The following is a 16,468-nucleotide window of genomic DNA, read 5'->3' as shown; positions in this document are numbered from 1 at the left end:
TACTTAGTTAATAATTTAATAAGTTTCAAACATGACTGAAAAAACAACTGACAAAACCAATCAAGAACTCTATGACAAAATCATTGAAGGTTTTAACCTTATTCTTGCAGACACGCATAAAATAAATAAGAGAACCTATGACACGTTTGACTTAATGGAGCCGACTTATGGAAACGTTCGAAACTTATTCGACAAAATCGACGAAATAAAATCAAAATTGTCAAGAATAGAGAGTAAAATAAACTCTATGGAGTTATCGATTGCTGACCTTCAGAAAAAGGTTCTGTAAGCGCACAAATCAATCTTGCTTCGACAGATACTCCTCTCTGACAGACATCTTTGAGGGTTTCACGTAATAAAACGTTGTCTTGTACTACTTTAAAATATTCGCTCATTGACACGTAAACAAAACCATCTTTATAAACGGTGTTTACTTCATCTGGAAAAACTTTAATTTTTTGACACATAATTATTTAAAAATTAATGAATTAAACAAAAATCAGCCCATAACAAAGTACATATTGCAGGGCGGTGTTCGGTGGTATGCCAACTGCGGATTCTCGCATCGCCGTTCCGTCCTATCGGACAGGAACGCGCTCCGAAATCCGCTCCGCAACATGTACCAACCGTTATGCGTAATATTATCAGACCATTTTTTCGAAAATCTATGAAATCAATCTTTATAAAAATATTGCTCTTGTTGTTTGGAGTAGAGGCTTTTGCAACATCACAAAGAGCTGATAAACTCCTATACAAAGGAATTGAGTATGATCTATTTAGTAATCCATTAGAAATCTATTTTGAGAAAAATCCTGACAAAAGGCCTAGACATGTTTATGGAGGTGTAATTATTGAATCTACTGACTTATGGCGTGGATATGTTGCTACTTTTGAGATCAAAGACAACAAACTCATAGTCAAAGACATTCAAATACATTGTATTGACACTGCAGATAGGAACAATCATGACATAAGTTGGGAAAGTGTTATAATTGAAGTTTTTCCCGAACCGAAAGAAATGGAGGTTGATTGGTTTACGGGATTGCTTGTTTTACCTTTAGGAAACCTTATGAATTATGTTCATATGGGTTATGGTTCCACATACGAAAACTATATCTTACTAGAGATTAACGAAGGAAACTTGGAAACGGAAAAACACTTCAATTACATAGAGTATGAGAATTTCAAAGGAAGGCAGTTTCAGGCATTCAAAAAGACAAGAGAATACAAGAAAATCAAGAAAGACTTAAGAAAAGGCGGAAATTCGAAAAAATTTATTGACTCATTTTTAAGAAGTTATGTAACAGATTACACGTCAAAAATCCTGATTGAATAAGAAATACTACGCACAACAAAGGCTAAACGCTAACGGGCGCATGGTTTTAAGGAGAAAGATTGTACATTTATTGAAAATTGTGCTGACCGGAATGATATATTTTCAAAAGAGCCCGCCAGCGCTTAGCCTCAACCGTTACCCACGATTTGAAAAAAAATCGATTGTTGTACGTTTTTAGAAAAAAATGTAATAACTTTGTATTTACAAAATAATCTACCATGGATTTATCCGTAATACAAATAGGCAATTCAAAAGGGATACGATTAAGCAAAACCCTTCTTGAAAAATATAATATCAAGGACACGGTTGAACTGATCCTTGAGAAAGGCTATATTATTATTCGACCAAAATCAACCCCAAGAAAAGGTTGGGAAAAAGCGTTTAAAAAAATGCATGAAAACAATGATGATAAGCCGCTGATAGCAGATGTTTTTGATGATGAACATTTTGAAGAATGGAAATAGTACAATATTCTATTATTCTTGTTAATCTGGATCCAACTGTCGGTAGCGAGATCAAAAAAACCAGACCTTGTGTAGTAATCTCTCCAGATGAAATGAATCAGCATCTGCAAACAATTACTATTGCTCCAATGACCTCTCAGTCAAGGAAATATCCTACACGAGTCAAAGTAAAGCACAATGATCAAATTGGCTGGGTAGTTATTGATCAAATCAGAACAATCGATAAACAAAGAATAATAAAAATATTAGGCGAACTTGCTGATAAAGAAATCATTGAAGTAAAAAATACCATAAGGGAAACTTTCGTGGAATAATACAAACCGTGGGTAACAAAGCCTAAACGCTATCGGGCGCATGGTTGTGAGGAGAAAGATTGTACATTTAATGAGAAATTGTGCTGGTCGGAAAGATAAGTTTTCAAAACTGCCGCCAGTGCTAGCCTCAGAAGTTATGTGGCATTATAAAAACAGGCAACACTAAATAAATAATTTAAAAAAAAGCATTATGAAATACAGAGTACATCGCATAGAAGTCAATAGCGACAATATGCAGGAAAAATTAGAACAGTTTCTGAATAAACTGGATGGTGAAGTTATTTCGGTAATACCGAATGTTCGGCCAACTTTCCAACTTATGGGAGCAACATCCAAAATTGACTTTGTTTTAGTTGTAGAAAAGACCAGATAATTTACCTTTCAGATGATAGAGAAAAGCAGGATATTCATTATTGACAATAAAAGAATAGCATTCTTCCTGATTTTTGTCTTCATGTTTGTCTTTACTGAAATAGGCAGAAAAATATACAGACCTTACATCTATTCAAATGACTTATTTGATTTCTGGATTGCAGACACTATTGGAAACTTTACCGGCACAATTGCGATAATCTTTTTTGATTTTGCAATTGTTAACCCAAAATATAGACAGGGAAGAATTTTAATAATTTTTATTACATTGGGATTGATAGTCTATGAGCTTATTCAATTTATATTGCCAGGAACAAATACTTGTGATTGGAGAGATATTGCAGCAACATTAATTGCTGGAATGATCTCCTGGGGTATTTATGAACTACTTTTTAAGAAACTAAATGAAAAAGAATTAACGCCACATAACAGCACCTTTGCCCAATAGCCTATGAAATATAAACTTGAAACATTGTGCCCCGCAGAAATATTGCACCTCTGGAAAATGACAAGCCCGCAACACGGCTGCTGGGCATAGCTGCAAACCGTTGTGCGAAATTGCTCGTAAAATGAAATTGAACAGCCGTAAATCTTTTCTTGATAAAGTATATTACATTTATTATACGAAGCCAAAAATGTGGCTGTTGCATTAAGAATTGAAAAGGTATAGAGCAGGAACCAAAAAATGAATCAGACAAATACAAAGAGATTCCTTTTTGTTGTATGGGACGGAGGAGGTACTATTCCTCCGGCGTTAACTTTGGCCAGCCGGGTTGTTGCCGCCGGCCATATTGTAAGGATATTGGGACCCCGATCTATAGAACAAAAAGTAAAAGCGCTTGGTGCCGATTTCTCCCCATATCGGCGTGCACCCGATCGCGATCCCAGGAAGCTCGATCAAGACGGAAAAGTAAAAAGTCCGGCGTCGGTGGCAATTGCCGCTTGTGCTGAATATGCCGACGATGTAAAAGAAACTATCGCTTTGTCACCCGTTGACATCATTGTGACCGACTACATCTTGACCGGCGCGTATATTGTGGCTGAAGCGTTGGCCATTCCGTGCGCATCGCTTGTCCCTACCGTTTATCCCCTACCTGCGCCCGGATTACCTCCTTTTGGATCCGGATTTTCTCTTGCAAAGGGCCCTGCCGGAAAAATACGTGACTCGGTGGTCAATTTCCTTTTGCAACGTCTGTGGAATATGAATCTGAAAAGACTCAATGAAACGCGCGCACAGTTTGGTGTCTCCTCAGTAAAATCCATCAAAGACCAAATGCTGCGCGCAGGACGCATGCTGGTTTTGAGCAGTAGCGTCTTTGACTTTCCCGCAACATTGCCTGCCCACACGGTATACTGTGGCCCGCAACTAGAGGATGCGAGCCAGTTTAAATCGTGGAAGCTACCGTGGAATGATAAGGACAAAACGCCTTTGGTACTTGTTAGCCTCAGTACAACGTATCAAGCACAAGACAATGTAATACGGCGGCTGTTGCGTGCCGTAGAAGATCTTCCTGTTCATGTCATGGTGACCCTCGGATATTCCATGAGTCCCGATCAGTTTCAGGCTCCTGCGAATGTTACATTGGTTTCGTTTGTGCCTCACCAGTGGATACTTCCACACACAGCTCTTGCAATAACCCATGGTGGCCACGGTACGGTTCTGGGAGCACTTTCATACGGGGTTCCTCTTATTTGTATGCCCATGGGTCGCGATCAAGGAGATGTTGCTGCGCGTGTGGTTTGGCTGGGCGCGGGGATAAGAATCTCCCAAAAGGCAACACCACAGACATTTCGTTCGGCAATTACACGTGCTCTCAACGAATCGGGTTACCGCGACAAGGCTAGGACGATTGCATCGATGATGGCACGGAAAAACGAACCAGCACGTGCCCTTATCGAGCTTGAAACATTGATTCTTGAAAGAAAAGGGGCGAACGTAACATGAAAGAGAAAAACGCAACGCAACGAAGACGAAATCCTGCTGCTACAGTTCTGGAAATTATGATACTACTGGGTGCACCGATTCTGTTCCACTTTCTTTTGCCAATTGAGAAGGTGATAACCGGATTCTGGAGATTCTCGGGAATTATTGTCATTGTTTTTGGATTGATATTGGCCAATTCGGGTGCTGGAGAATTCCGCAAAGCCGGAACCGATTTTCAATTGCAGACAGGCGGTCGCGCACTAGTAACCTCGGGTCCATTCCGCTATAGTCGTAATCCGATGTATTTGGGAATGCTGATATGGCTTACAGGACTGGCGGTACTTCTCGGATCGCTGATTGCTTTTCTTTTCCCACTTCTTTTCTTTGTGCTTGCGAACTTTCTACTTATTCCCCCCGAAGAAAAAAAACTCCAGCAAACCTTTGGTGAGCAGTTTGTCAGCTATCGGCACCGCGTTCGACGGTGGTTATAATTCTTTTGGCTGCTATATCTGTATTTCCAGGGACGGAGGTTATTCATTAATTCAGTGATTTATATTTGACACTGTTTTGATTGTGAATTTGCATTAAACAGCTTACTGCCATTACCTCCCGGAGCGATTTAAATCATAGATATAAATGAAATACATATTACTAAAATATTCAATATTTCTATGAAATAAACTTACCCGAAAGCCAGCAACTTCGCACAACTGCGTGTAAATGCCATTGCCACTTAGTGGTAATTATTGTCTGTTCAATATTTGCAACGTATCTTTATTTACGAAGCAATAGTGGCAATGGCAACAGCACTTAAACGCAAAATGTTGGCGGTAAGGAAAAGTGCACAAGAAAAGAAGATAAACCCTGAGAATAAACCAAACAAACCATTTTAAACAATCGGAGAAATTTATGGGGATGATTCTTCAAAATATGCTATTCGTAAATTGCAATGCTTCAAATGTAAATTCATTAATCTCAATTAAGTACTTTTATTTAACTTTTCTATAAAATGAAAATTACAACCTAATAATTCAGTTATTACGAAATTATATCATTTTTTTTCAAACCCAATAATAGCGAGAAATTATGATTGCTAAAACTTTCAAATGGATCGGCTGTCACCAGGTTACAGCTTTTTTTATCATCACATTCGTGATAACATGGGGTTTGGGATTTTCCTATATAGCAGTCATGAACGGGAAGTATCTTGTTTTGCCCCTGATGTTCCTGGCAACCTGTGGACCTGCCCTTGCTGGGATAACGGTAGCATGCATTTCCGGTTCAAACCGACCATCGGCAAAAAAAAGGATTTCATGGATCGCTTTCTTCATCTCATGGATCGTTGTAACGGTGGCCTTTATTGCAAATCATCTTTTCATTAATAAAGGGCCAGTATCGACCGCACTTGTGGTTTTGGTGGCTATCTCAGCTCTTCCTGTAGCATTCATCGTGAATCTCGTCTATACCCGTTACTCCATTGTAAGAGGGTTTCAACTGAAGTCATTCAGATCAGGCGCGATTCCTGCGTGGATTATTATCGCGTTATTGGTTTTTCCTTCCCTGACATTGATTTCGGCTTTAATCAGCAGGTTACTGGGTCCAGAGTCACCCTCATTTTCCAGCCTTCCGGCTACAGGTTTTGGCCTGGCCGGGTTGATTGTTGTAAAACTTCTGTCACAGTTCTTTTTCTTTAACGGAACCGGTGAAGAAGTGGGATGGCGCGGTTTCGCGCTTCCCAGGCTCCAGGTGTATGCCAGCCCTCTTGTTGCCGGCCTGATACTGGCTCTGTTATGGGTACCGTGGCACTTATTTCTTTGGATCGGTGAAGGTAAAGCTGTCTTGACAATATCGTTCTGGGTCAATTCTTGCCTGCTGCACATACCTTCCGGTATTATTCTTTGCTGGTGTTATAATCGGAGTCGCGGAAGCGTGCTGGTCGCTGGCATCGCTCACGCATCTGCAAATACTGTAGTTGCATTTCTCCAGCCTTTAGAACTGAATATCATGATTATAGTCTTGTTTGTGTTTGTTGCGGTAATTGTTATTACCGATCAGATGTGGAAACGCCTTCCCGAAGACCATCCTGCAGTGCAAAAGGCATTGAACTGACTGGCCTTTAATAGTTTTAGTTTGATATAGACTATTGAGCGTCTTCGGAAGAAGTTTCATTCATCTGTTGCTTTACATATCATGTGACCCGGGATATTTTGATTCACACAGATAATAATCACTGTTGTCAACACGACATTACAGGCAAAACTAACAACATGCAAATGAAAAAAACACTACTTCTTCTATCGGCAATCATAGCAATATTTGGTTCATCAAGCGGACAATCTTATGACTATGATTGTGTTATTAATTTTGAAAGCAATCCTTGTTGGGGTGTTTACAAAATTGACACATCATATTCCATGAGTAACTGGCACATTTGTATACCAAATAAACAAACGTTTGAAAGTGCATTTTCTGCGCCTTTAGCTATTCTCACCGATAGTACCGGGCCTTATCGGGTTAACGACACGTCTTCATTTACAGTTCAATTGACAGATCATTCCCAGTGTTGGTGCATGCCGATGATCGGAGCATTCTACAAAATGGAAAGCGACTCATTAACAGACTTTGGATTGATAGAACTTTCAACAGATAATGGCTTAAGCTGGAACAATATACTATCAAACAATGTCATTCCGGATGGGTTCTGGTTAACCCCAAAGCCAATATTTACCGGAAGAATTTCTGAATGGACCGAATTTTTCGCGATGTTACCAAATGTTGAAAATATTGACACGCTCCTGTTTCGCTATACATTTATTAGTGACAGTGTTCAGACTGGTAAAGCTGGTTGGATACTAGATGACATTAAGTTGTTAATTCATACCGAAGGCGCGCCTGAAATTGAAATCCGGAATGGAGTAAGCGCTTTCCCGAATCCGGCAAATAATACTATTATTATCTCACATGCTGCATTTCAAAATGGTTTGTCAATTTCAGTTTATAACATTCAAGGACAACTATTATTTAATCATCCGATGCAACAGGCCAAAACAGAGATAGACATGTCTCAGTTTGAAAACGGTGTTTATTTTATAAGAGTATTTGGTGTAAATACAAACGTTGTAAAAAAGATTGTAAAAGGATAAATATTGTTTGAAAGATAGACAATAAGCGGACGGGCGCATGGTTGTAAGGGGAAAGCTTGTACATTTATTAATAATTCTGCAGGCCCGGGAGAGATACTTTCAAAACTGCCGTCCAGCGCTTGGCCTCAACCGCTGACGAACCCGGGCGGCAGCGGCAAACCTTTTGGCAGGTAATGATATAGCAGATCAGCAAACTGAATTATGAAATACATTTCACGGGCAGTCTGGATTTTATCGGCAGTAAGTTTGTTTACCGATACGGCAAGCGAAATGCTGTACCCGGTAATGCCCATTTATTTAAAAACAATCGGGTTTTCAGTGGTGCTGATCGGAGTACTTGAAGGCATTGCCGAAGCAACGGCGGGTTTAAGCAAGGGTTATTTCGGAAAACTTTCCGACACTTCAGGCAGGCGCGTCCCTTTTGTGCAGATGGGTTATGCTTTAAGTGCGTTATCAAAGCCCATGATGGCGGTATTTACATTTCCGCTCTGGATATTCTTTGCACGGACAATGGACCGCTTTGGCAAAGGTATCCGGACAGGGGCCAGAGACGCCTTGCTTTCTGACGAAGCGACTCCGGAAACAAAGGGAAAAGTTTTCGGGTTTCACCGCTCTATGGACACACTGGGCGCGGTAATCGGTCCAGGCCTGGCTTTAATTTATCTGTATTTCTATCCTGAGGACTACAGGACACTGTTTTTCATTGCACTGATTCCGGGACTGCTCGCCATTATTTCTTCACTCCGCCTCAAAGAAAAAAATGTTCACAAGGACAAACCAAAGGTCAGAACAGGTTTCTTTTCATTTTTAAAGTACTGGAAACAGAGCCCGGCGGTTTACAGAAAAGTTGTAGCCGGGCTTTTGGTTTTTACGCTTTTCAACAGTTCGGATGTGTTTCTTTTGCTGCAGGCAAAACAGGCGGGATTAAACGACACAATGGTTATCGGGGTTTATATTTTTTATAATCTGGTTTACGCCTTGTTTGCATTCCCGATGGGCATCCTTGCCGACAGCGTCGGATTGAAAGCAATATTCATCGCCGGGCTGTTGGTGTTTTCGGCTGTATATTTTGGGATGGCAGTAAACACAAATCTTTACGTCTTTTTCGGATTGTTCTTTTTGTATGGCGTTTATGCTTCCGCAACAGAAGGGATTTCCAAAGCCTGGATTTCGAACATTACCGGAAAAAAGGATACTGCAACGGCAATCGGGACATTTTCAGGGCTTCAGAGTATATGCACAATGCTGGCAAGCTCACTGACCGGATTTGTCTGGTTTAAGTTCGGGGCGGCAACAGCCTTTGTTTTAACAGCGACCATGACATTGATCGTTGCCGCTTATTTTTTCACCGTACCAAAGCCTGTCAACGGAGTTGCTGAATTATAACTGAAGCGGCAGGGTGGTCTTTTTGCTTTCCCGGTTTAATAACCGGAGGTGGTTAAAATTCAGCATCCTGCAAAATTTCAGATAAGCCGCCGGGATCATTTTTTAACTATTACCATAATACTGTCGGGCTAATAACCTATAAACCTTCCTGAAAAGGGAATAATTGCAAAATAATTGGCAGTTTCGAAAATACTACAACATGGATTGCCTGTTAACTCATATTGGTAAAATCAATATATCAATAAACCTTATACCATAAATTCATCAGGCTATGGAAACAAAAAGCAAACTGATCCGCGTTTTTGCCGGTTCCGAAATAACGGTAAACCTGCTTAGGCATGAACTGGAAAAGGAAGGCATTGCAACAAACGTTATAAATGAATTTGAAGAATCCAATTTCAGGGGATTCTCAACCGGAACTCCCTATTCGGTTGATTTATACATTCTTGATACGGACATGGATAAGGCGGAACCGATTGTGAAGGCGTTTCTGGAGGTCAATAAAATGTGAAGGGTTACTGACAGTCTGTTGTTATTCATGACCAGGTGCGGCCTAAACAGTTATGGGTTGCTGATTGTTAATGGAGATCAGGGTATCCGTGCAGGATGCCGGCACTAAAACAATCCGGTTATGAAAACAAAAAGACATTTATCCCCGGCAGATAGCGAAACCTTGCTGAAAGTGCTGGAAGCGCGTTTTTTGAAAAATATGCGCCGGCACCCTGATATGGTGTGGGGGGCGGTTTCGGAGAGGCTGAGGCAGCATCCGGAAAAGCTCTGGTCGTTGAATGAAATGGAACGCACAGGCGGTGAGCCGGATGTAACAGGAGTGGAACCCGCAACCGGCGCAATTATTTTTTGTGATTGTTCGTTGCAAAGTCCTTCGGGGCGCAGAAGCCTCTGTTACGACCGCAAGGCCCTGGAATCGCGCAGACAGAACAAGCCGGTGGGCAGCGCGCTGGAAATGGCTGAGACTATGGGCATTGAGGTGCTGGCCGAAGCGGAATACCGGGTTTTGCAAACGCTGGGCAGCTTCGATACCACTACTTCCAGCTGGATCATCACTCCTGAGGAGGTGCGGAAACTTGGCGGTGCTCTTTTTGGCGATTTCCGTTATGGTAAGGTTTTTGTTTATCACAATGGTGCTGAATCTTACTATGCATCCCGGGGATTCAGGGGCATGCTTAAAGTCTGAAGATACAGACCGGCTGCATTCCGGAATGATAACAGGGCATTCATAAAGCTTCGTACAATGAAACAAATCCTGATTGTGCTGATCACGCTCCTGATGACAGGAACGGCACATGCACAAACGCTGGTGAGGAAGGGCAGCAGTAGTTACGGGGAGGTGCTCTGGAATTGGGACGGACGTTACCTCCGGAAAGGAAGCAGCGCTTACGGACAAGTTATTATAAACTACGATGGGACTGAAATCCGCCAGGGATCAAGTACCTATGGAGAAGTGCTTTTTAACTGGGATGGCCGTAATTTCCGGCAGGGCAGGAGCACCTACGGCAAGGTGTTGTACAACTGGGGCGGTGGATATATCCGTCAGGGAAGCAGCGATTACGGCACCATTCTGTACAATTTCGACGGCAACCTGGTGCGTCATGGTTCCAGCAATTACGGATCCGTTATTTATAACATTGAAGGAAAGCTGCCGGTGGCGGTGCTGATTTTTATGCTGGAGTAACAATTGCTTTTCCGGCTGCAGGATAAAATCTGATTTTTTTTAAGGGTCAGACTCCCTTGATTTTTATGAAATAACCGCTGGGTAAAAACCTGCGCAACAATCCATCCGGCATAAAAATCCCTGAAGCTGAAAACTCCGGACCAGGCCTGCAACACATCAGCAGGGTGAATTACAGGCACTTTCAAATCAAAAAAAACTTTACTTTAGCCCTTCTGTTTTCAATCTTCCAAAACTAATCAGTCATGATCAGGAAACTATTACTTATGGTGCTGGCAATCAGTTTGTCAGCCGGGGTTAAAGCGATGGACGATGCCCGTCTGCTGCGCTTTCCCGACATCAATAAAAACCTTGTCGCCTTTGTATATGCAGGCGATATCTGGACGGTTTCAGCCAATGGGGGAGAGGCCCGGAGGCTGACTTCGCACGAAGGGCTGGAGCTTTTCCCGAAGATTTCACCCGATGGCAACTGGATCGCCTTCTCGGCCGAATATTCGGGAAGCCGCCAGATATGGGTGATGCCTTCCGGTGGAGGTACAGCCCGTCAGCTCACCTGGTACAACGAAGTCGGTGTAATGCCGCCGCGCGGCGGATACGACCATGTGGTGCTCGACTGGACGCCCGACAGCAAGGAAATCCTTATCCGGGCCAACCGCACCACCTTTGGCGAACGTAACGGAAAATACTTTCTGGTGAGTCTTGAAGGCGGATTTGAACGCCCCCTGCCCATCGTGAATGGCGGGTTTGCCGTACTTTCGCCCGACGCGAAAAAGTTGGCCTTTACCCCGGTCGACCGGGAGTTCCGCACCTGGAAGCGCTACAAAGGCGGTCGGGCAACCGAGTTGTGGACTTATGATCTTGAAAATAATACCGCCGAACAGATTACCAGCTTCGCCGGATCCGATCAGTGGCCGATCTGGTGGGGCAGCGACATCATCTTTGCCTCCGACCGCGACCTGCGGCTGAACCTGTACCGATACAGCACAGCCACCAAACAAACTACGCAGCTTACCTTTCACAAGGATTTTGACGTGATGTGGCCTTCCGGCGAAAACGGACAGGTGGTATATGAAAACGGGGGTTACCTCTACAAGCTGGATATTGGAACCGGCCGTTCCGAAAAGATTACCGTCAGCCTGAATTTCGACAATCCGAACCTGGTGGCTTATTTTAAGAATGTGAAGGACGACATTCACAGCTTCAACATCTCGCCAACCGCCAAACGTGCACTCTTCGACGCCCGTGGCGACATCTTTTCGGTGCCTGCCGAAAACGGGGTGGTGGAGAACCTCACCCAAACGCCCGATGCACGCGAGATTTATCCCGCCTGGTCGCCCAATGGCAAATACATCTCTTACTATTCTGACGAATCGGGCGAGTATGAGATTTACCTGCTCGAAAATGTAAAAGGTGCCAAACCCCGGAAAATGACTTCGGGATCCGCTGCCTGGAAATACGACGCCGAATGGTCACCCGACAGCAAATACCTGGTTTACAGCGACCGAACCATGAAACTCCGGCTGGTAGATGTGGTATCCGGTAAAGAGACAGAAATTGATAAAGCCACCGACAGCGAAATCCGTACCTACGCTTTCTCGCCCGATTCAGAATGGATCACTTACAGCAAGGAGAGCGAAAACGGTTTCTCCGCGGTCTGGGTTTACCATATCCCTTCGGCAAAAGCCACTCAGCTCACCGATAACCGCTTTGCGGACTATTCACCCGTATTCAGCAAATGCGGTAAGTTCATCTTCTTTGTGTCTGACCGTGACTTCAACCTGGAGTTCTCAGGTTTTGAATTTGATTACCTCTATAATAACGCATCCAGAATCTATGCAGTAGCGCTGAAGAACGACGGTACCCGCCTCATTAAGACAAAGAACGATGTGGAGCCGGTGAATGAATCAAAACCTGCTGAGGAAGCAAAGGATTCCAAATCGAAAGGAAAGTCGAAGGAAGAGCCTGAAAAGAAGGATGACAAGGTGAAGGTGAGTATCGACTTTGAAGGTATCAATAACAGGGTTGAAGCCTTACCCGTATCCGCAGGCAATTACCGTATCGTTGGTCCGGCTGATGGTGGTCTGCTTTACATCGCCGATGGCAAACTGATGCGGTACAATGCCGCCGATGAGAAGACCGAAGAGATTATGGACCGCGTTTTTGTGGCTGTTCCGAGTGCCGACGGTAAAATGTTCTTGTACCGTTCGGGTGGTGATTACGGAATCGCCAAAGTTGCTCCGGGTCAGAAACCCGGCACCGGCAAACTTGAACTTGGCCGCATGGAAATGAAGATAGAGCCCCGCAAGGAGTGGAACCAGATTTATACCGATGGCTGGCGCATTTTCAGGGATTATTTCTATGTGGATAACCTTCACGGCGTGGACTGGCCGGGCCTGAAGCAGCGTTACGGCGAGCTGTTGCCTTATGTGGGAAGCCGTTTCGACCTGGATTATATCCTGAATGAGATCGTTTCTGAATCCAACACGGGCCATGCTTATGTTGACTGGGGCGACATCAAACGGGTGAAACGCGTGAATACCGGGCTGCTGGGCGCCGAACTGGAGGCCGATGCTGCGGCCGGGCGCTACCGCATCGCAAAAATCTACAAAGGCGAAAACTGGAATGAAGCCCGCCGTTCGCCGCTTACCGAGCAGGGTGTGAAAGTAAAAGAGGGCGATTTCCTGATCAGCATCAATGGAAGAGAAATCACCACCAAAGACAATCCTTATCTCTTCCTCGAAAATCTGGCGGGCGTAACGGTTGAAATCGCCGTCAGCGCCAATGCCGATGGCTCCGGTGCTGAAACCTCAACCATCAAACCCATTGAAAGCGAGGTTGAACTCAGGCACTTCAACTGGGTGGAAGAACGCCGGTTGATGGTGGACAAGCTTTCGGGCGGACGCATCGGATACATTTATGTGCCCAATACGGCTCAGGACGGCAACCGTGAACTTTATCGCGGCATGTACACCTATCATAACAAAGAGGCGCTGATCATCGATGACCGCTACAATGGCGGCGGATTTATCCCTGACCGCATGGCCGACCTGCTCGACCGCCGTACGCTCACCTACTGGCACCGTAACGGCATGCAGCCCAGCAAGGCTCCCGGCATTGCCCACGACGGCCCGAAGGTGATGCTGATCAACGGATACAGCTCATCAGGCGGGGATGCATTCCCTTATTTCTTTAAGAAAATGGGCCTGGGCAGGCTGATCGGTACCCGCACCTGGGGCGGCCTGGTTGGTATTTCGGGCAATGCACGCCTGGTGGATGGAGGATACATCTCCGTTCCCCGTTTCGGTATTTTCGATGAAAATGAAAACTGGATCATCGAGGGTATTGGCGTTTATCCGGATATTGAAGTGGTTGACCGTCCGGAACAACTGGCCAAAGGCATAGACCCCGGCATCGAAAAAGCCGTGGAAGTACTGCTGAAAGAGCTGGAAGCCAACCCGGTGAAGAAAGTGAAGTCTCCGGCTCCTCCCGACCGCTCGGGATGGATAGAAAAGGAGATCAGGTAGTCCACGACGGTTGTGGATGGATTTGCAGTGCAAGCCCTGCCGGATTCCGGCAGGGCTTGCACATTTATGGGCACGGACGTGGACGTCCGCGCCTGCGGGCAACGGTGGCCGGGCAACGGTGGCCGGGCAGCGGTGGCCGGGCGGTGGTGGTCGAGCGGTGGTGGTCGAGCGTAGCCGAGACCAGCCGAGACCAGCCGGGACCAGCCGGGACCAGCCGGGACCAGCCGAACCAAACCAACCGGACACATTTTTAGAAGATACCATCTGGAGAAACCTCAACCCTGGTTGCTGAGCGACGGTGGTCGAGCGGTGGTGGTCGAGCGGCGGTGGTCGAGAGTAGCCGAGACCAGCCGAGACCAGCCGGGACCAGCCGAGACCAGCCGAGACCAGCCGAGACCAGCCGAGACCAGCCGAGACCAGCCGAGACCAACCGAAGCACAACCTCAATCTTATCCTAACCTCAATTCCCCATCCATTGCCTGAAGTTTATGGCTTTCAGGCGGCTGACCATCAGGTCGCCGGAAAAGGGCGGGTTCAGGCGCAGTTTAAGCCTGCCTCCGAAATGGTTTTCCACCCTGTCGACAGCCTTTGCATTGACCAGCAGCTGCCGGTTGGCGCGGTAAAACTCATCGGGATCAAGCTGCTCTTCTAGTGCATCCAGTGAAAAGTCGAGGATGTGCGTATGCTTGTTAAACGTAACCGCGGTGGTGATGCGGTTCTCATTATGGAAATAGGCAATGTCGGATACCTCCAGCCTGATGTAGGCGTCGCCTTTCGATACCAGGAAACGCCGGCGGAATTTTTTCACCCCTTTCCGGATAGCTTCAAGAATGTCTTGATAATCAGGTGTATGGTGCAAGTCAACGGCAAGCCCCGTGAATTTTTCAAATTTCAGGATGGCCTCTTCAAGCTCTTTTTCCCTGAAGGGCTTGAGCAGGTAGTCGATGCTGTTTACTTTAAAGGCCTGAATGGCGTAATTGTCATAGGCTGTGGTAAATATAACCATGCTGCTGACTTCAACCTGATCAAAAATGGCGAAGCAAAGTCCGTCGGCCAGCTGTATATCCATGAATATCAGGTCGGGTTGCGGATGCTGTTTCAGCCATTCCACGCTGCGTTTTACACTCTCAAACGTGCCGGAAACTTTCCATCCGGGGCGCAGTTTGAGGATCATGCCCTCCAGCAGCCTGAGGTTATAGTCTTCATCTTCGATCAGGAGAATGTTTACCGGCCTGTTCATAGCAAAGGGATTTCTACTTCAAAAAAGCCGCTCTGCCGCCTGACTTCAACCGGACGGCCCGTGAGCAGGGCATAGCGCTGCTGCAGGTTTGTCAGTCCGGTTTTACCGGACCATGAAGCTTCTTTATGATTAATGTTATTGGTGACTGTAATGCTGTTGTCGCTGCTTCTGATGACAATATGCAGCGGGGAGTCTTTCAGGGCGATGTTGTGCTTCAGGGCATTCTCGATCAGCAGCTGAAGGGCGAGCGGCGGGATTTCCCGGTTGATTGCTTCATTACTGATATTTGTTTCCACAATCAGGGCGTTTCCCATGCGTTCCTTGTGCAGTGCAATATAAGCCCCGATAAAACCGAGTTCCTCCGAAACTTTCACCGTGCTTTTATCCTTGCTCTGCAAAACGTAACGGTATACATCGGTAAAGTTCTGGGTAAATTGTATGGCAGATTCCGGTTCGTAGGTAATCATTGATTTCAGCACACTCAGGTTGTTGAAGAGAAAATGCGGGTTAAGCTGCGCCTGCAGCGAACTGTAATCACTGGCCAGTTTGAGATTTTTCATCTCTTCGAGTTCTCTGATGGAATTTATCCATTGGTCGATGATGCGCAGGGTGACTGAGATCAGGATCAGGATAAAAGTGAAGATCAGTCCGAACAGGATCATCATCTGCATGATGGGATTCGAAAAGAACAGGGGTTCATTCCCTGTAAGCACCACAGCCGCCAGCAGGGCTACTCCGAGCAGCAGGCTGACTATGGCATGCAGGACAATGCGGAGGCTGATTTTTTCAGGAATCGGCAGATAGCGTTCAGCTATATGATCAAAAAGCACATTTCCTTCGCTGATGATATTGAATACCAGTATAGTGCGTAAATATTTCAGGAGTGTAACCTCTACCGTCCCGTCGCCGGCAAGGCGGGAGGCAGAAAACAGAAACAGCCAGCCGGTAGCGCTTACCAGCGATATCCTGATCAGTACGCTTTTCAGGGTGTAATCCGACAGCCGGCTGATGAAATGCAGGTTGTGATTGTTCATGCTGTTTGTTTTCATACCTGCTCAAATTTAGCTCTTTTTCA

Annotated in this window: 17 protein-coding genes; 15 read left to right on the top strand and 2 right to left on the bottom strand. The window is 45.2% G+C overall.

The window, feature by feature from the left end; all coding sequences use genetic code 11:
* The first annotated feature begins 31 nt into the window (after window positions 1–31).
* The 15 genes from TBC1_RS07475 (at window position 32) to TBC1_RS07405 (ending at window position 14,153) form a co-directional block, all read left to right on the top strand.
* Window positions 32–289, top strand: coding sequence for a hypothetical protein (locus tag TBC1_RS07475; protein ID WP_062040297.1), 258 nt, complete (start codon window positions 32–34; stop codon window positions 287–289).
* A gap of 378 nt (window positions 290–667) precedes the next feature.
* A complete protein-coding gene (locus TBC1_RS07470) occupies window positions 668–1,336 on the top strand; it encodes a hypothetical protein (RefSeq protein WP_082189520.1) in 669 nt (222 codons plus the stop codon).
* A 218-nt stretch (window positions 1,337–1,554) separates the two neighbouring features.
* Complete coding sequence (locus TBC1_RS07465; RefSeq protein ID WP_062040293.1) at window positions 1,555–1,800, top strand: AbrB/MazE/SpoVT family DNA-binding domain-containing protein; 246 nt, start codon at window positions 1,555–1,557, stop codon at window positions 1,798–1,800.
* Window positions 1,791–2,114, top strand: coding sequence for a type II toxin-antitoxin system PemK/MazF family toxin (locus tag TBC1_RS07460; RefSeq protein ID WP_062040292.1), 324 nt, complete (start codon window positions 1,791–1,793; stop codon window positions 2,112–2,114). The genes TBC1_RS07465 and TBC1_RS07460 overlap by 10 nt, the downstream gene beginning before the upstream one ends.
* 190 nt (window positions 2,115–2,304) lie before the next feature.
* Window positions 2,305–2,487: a hypothetical protein gene (locus TBC1_RS07455; RefSeq protein WP_062040290.1), complete on the top strand. Its 183-nt coding sequence runs from the start codon at window positions 2,305–2,307 to the stop codon at window positions 2,485–2,487.
* Window positions 2,488–2,499: 12 nt separating this feature from the next.
* Window positions 2,500–2,934: a hypothetical protein gene (locus TBC1_RS07450; protein ID WP_062040288.1), complete on the top strand. Its 435-nt coding sequence runs from the start codon at window positions 2,500–2,502 to the stop codon at window positions 2,932–2,934.
* 237 nt (window positions 2,935–3,171) lie between these two features.
* Window positions 3,172–4,431 carry a glycosyltransferase gene (locus TBC1_RS07445; protein ID WP_062040286.1) on the top strand — a complete coding sequence of 420 codons (1,260 nt, stop codon included), beginning with the start codon at window positions 3,172–3,174 and terminating at the stop codon, window positions 4,429–4,431.
* Window positions 4,428–4,901, top strand: a complete 474-nt coding sequence (locus tag TBC1_RS07440; protein WP_062040284.1) for a methyltransferase family protein — start codon at window positions 4,428–4,430, stop codon at window positions 4,899–4,901. Before TBC1_RS07445 ends, TBC1_RS07440 begins: the two co-directional genes overlap by 4 nt.
* A 595-nt stretch (window positions 4,902–5,496) precedes the next feature.
* Entirely contained in the window at window positions 5,497–6,519 is a 1,023-nt protein-coding gene (locus TBC1_RS07435; RefSeq protein WP_062040282.1) for a CPBP family intramembrane glutamic endopeptidase, read from the top strand.
* Window positions 6,520–6,683: 164 nt separating this feature from the next.
* Window positions 6,684–7,553, top strand: coding sequence for a T9SS type A sorting domain-containing protein (locus TBC1_RS07430; protein ID WP_172668852.1), 870 nt, complete (start codon window positions 6,684–6,686; stop codon window positions 7,551–7,553).
* Window positions 7,554–7,754: 201 nt separating this feature from the next.
* Window positions 7,755–8,939, top strand: coding sequence for an MFS transporter (locus tag TBC1_RS07425; RefSeq protein WP_062040278.1), 1,185 nt, complete (start codon window positions 7,755–7,757; stop codon window positions 8,937–8,939).
* A gap of 271 nt (window positions 8,940–9,210) precedes the next feature.
* Window positions 9,211–9,450 (top strand): putative signal transducing protein, encoded by a 240-nt coding sequence (locus TBC1_RS07420; RefSeq protein ID WP_062040276.1) that lies wholly within the window; start codon window positions 9,211–9,213, stop codon window positions 9,448–9,450.
* Window positions 9,451–9,570: 120 nt separating this feature from the next.
* Window positions 9,571–10,134: a DUF4256 domain-containing protein gene (locus TBC1_RS07415; RefSeq protein WP_062040274.1), complete on the top strand. Its 564-nt coding sequence runs from the start codon at window positions 9,571–9,573 to the stop codon at window positions 10,132–10,134.
* Between the two features lie 57 nt (window positions 10,135–10,191).
* Window positions 10,192–10,632, top strand: a complete 441-nt coding sequence (locus TBC1_RS07410) for a hypothetical protein (protein WP_062040272.1) — start codon at window positions 10,192–10,194, stop codon at window positions 10,630–10,632.
* Between the two features lie 242 nt (window positions 10,633–10,874).
* Window positions 10,875–14,153, top strand: coding sequence for a S41 family peptidase (locus TBC1_RS07405; RefSeq protein WP_062040270.1), 3,279 nt, complete (start codon window positions 10,875–10,877; stop codon window positions 14,151–14,153).
* A gap of 460 nt (window positions 14,154–14,613) precedes the next feature.
* On the opposite strand, the gene TBC1_RS07395 is transcribed toward TBC1_RS07405, so the two are convergent.
* Together TBC1_RS07395 and TBC1_RS07390 are read right to left on the bottom strand one after the other, a co-directional pair.
* On the bottom strand, window positions 14,614–15,393 hold the full coding sequence (locus tag TBC1_RS07395) for a LytR/AlgR family response regulator transcription factor (protein ID WP_062040266.1): 780 nt from the start codon (window positions 15,391–15,393) through the stop codon (window positions 14,614–14,616).
* A complete protein-coding gene (locus TBC1_RS07390) occupies window positions 15,390–16,442 on the bottom strand; it encodes a sensor histidine kinase (RefSeq protein WP_062040265.1) in 1,053 nt (350 codons plus the stop codon). Before TBC1_RS07390 ends, TBC1_RS07395 begins: the two co-directional genes overlap by 4 nt.
* Between the last annotated feature and the right edge of the window lie 26 nt (window positions 16,443–16,468).

The sequence above is a fragment of the Lentimicrobium saccharophilum genome (genome assembly GCF_001192835.1).
In the GTDB taxonomy this organism is placed as follows: Bacteria; Bacteroidota; Bacteroidia; order Bacteroidales; family Lentimicrobiaceae; genus Lentimicrobium; species Lentimicrobium saccharophilum.
The sequence above is the reverse complement of the archived record's forward strand: the minus strand, read 5'-3'. Positions and strand labels throughout refer to the sequence as shown.

What these genes read in the sequence shown, in the direction of transcription:
- TBC1_RS07475 (WP_062040297.1), top strand. Translation starts at nt 32, where the DNA reads ATGACTGAAAAAACAACTGACAAAACCAATCAAGAACTCTATGACAAA.
- TBC1_RS07470 (WP_082189520.1), top strand. Translation starts at nt 668, where the DNA reads ATGAAATCAATCTTTATAAAAATATTGCTCTTGTTGTTTGGAGTAGAG.
- TBC1_RS07465 (WP_062040293.1), top strand. Translation starts at nt 1,555, where the DNA reads ATGGATTTATCCGTAATACAAATAGGCAATTCAAAAGGGATACGATTA.
- TBC1_RS07460 (WP_062040292.1), top strand. Translation starts at nt 1,791, where the DNA reads ATGGAAATAGTACAATATTCTATTATTCTTGTTAATCTGGATCCAACT.
- TBC1_RS07455 (WP_062040290.1), top strand. Translation starts at nt 2,305, where the DNA reads ATGAAATACAGAGTACATCGCATAGAAGTCAATAGCGACAATATGCAG.
- TBC1_RS07450 (WP_062040288.1), top strand. Translation starts at nt 2,500, where the DNA reads ATGATAGAGAAAAGCAGGATATTCATTATTGACAATAAAAGAATAGCA.
- TBC1_RS07445 (WP_062040286.1), top strand. Translation starts at nt 3,172, where the DNA reads ATGAATCAGACAAATACAAAGAGATTCCTTTTTGTTGTATGGGACGGA.
- TBC1_RS07440 (WP_062040284.1), top strand. Translation starts at nt 4,428, where the DNA reads ATGAAAGAGAAAAACGCAACGCAACGAAGACGAAATCCTGCTGCTACA.
- TBC1_RS07435 (WP_062040282.1), top strand. Translation starts at nt 5,497, where the DNA reads ATGATTGCTAAAACTTTCAAATGGATCGGCTGTCACCAGGTTACAGCT.
- TBC1_RS07430 (WP_172668852.1), top strand. Translation starts at nt 6,684, where the DNA reads ATGAAAAAAACACTACTTCTTCTATCGGCAATCATAGCAATATTTGGT.
- TBC1_RS07425 (WP_062040278.1), top strand. Translation starts at nt 7,755, where the DNA reads ATGAAATACATTTCACGGGCAGTCTGGATTTTATCGGCAGTAAGTTTG.
- TBC1_RS07420 (WP_062040276.1), top strand. Translation starts at nt 9,211, where the DNA reads ATGGAAACAAAAAGCAAACTGATCCGCGTTTTTGCCGGTTCCGAAATA.
- TBC1_RS07415 (WP_062040274.1), top strand. Translation starts at nt 9,571, where the DNA reads ATGAAAACAAAAAGACATTTATCCCCGGCAGATAGCGAAACCTTGCTG.
- TBC1_RS07410 (WP_062040272.1), top strand. Translation starts at nt 10,192, where the DNA reads ATGAAACAAATCCTGATTGTGCTGATCACGCTCCTGATGACAGGAACG.
- TBC1_RS07405 (WP_062040270.1), top strand. Translation starts at nt 10,875, where the DNA reads ATGATCAGGAAACTATTACTTATGGTGCTGGCAATCAGTTTGTCAGCC.
- TBC1_RS07395 (WP_062040266.1), bottom strand. Translation starts at nt 15,393, where the DNA reads ATGAACAGGCCGGTAAACATTCTCCTGATCGAAGATGAAGACTATAAC.
- TBC1_RS07390 (WP_062040265.1), bottom strand. Translation starts at nt 16,442, where the DNA reads ATGAAAACAAACAGCATGAACAATCACAACCTGCATTTCATCAGCCGG.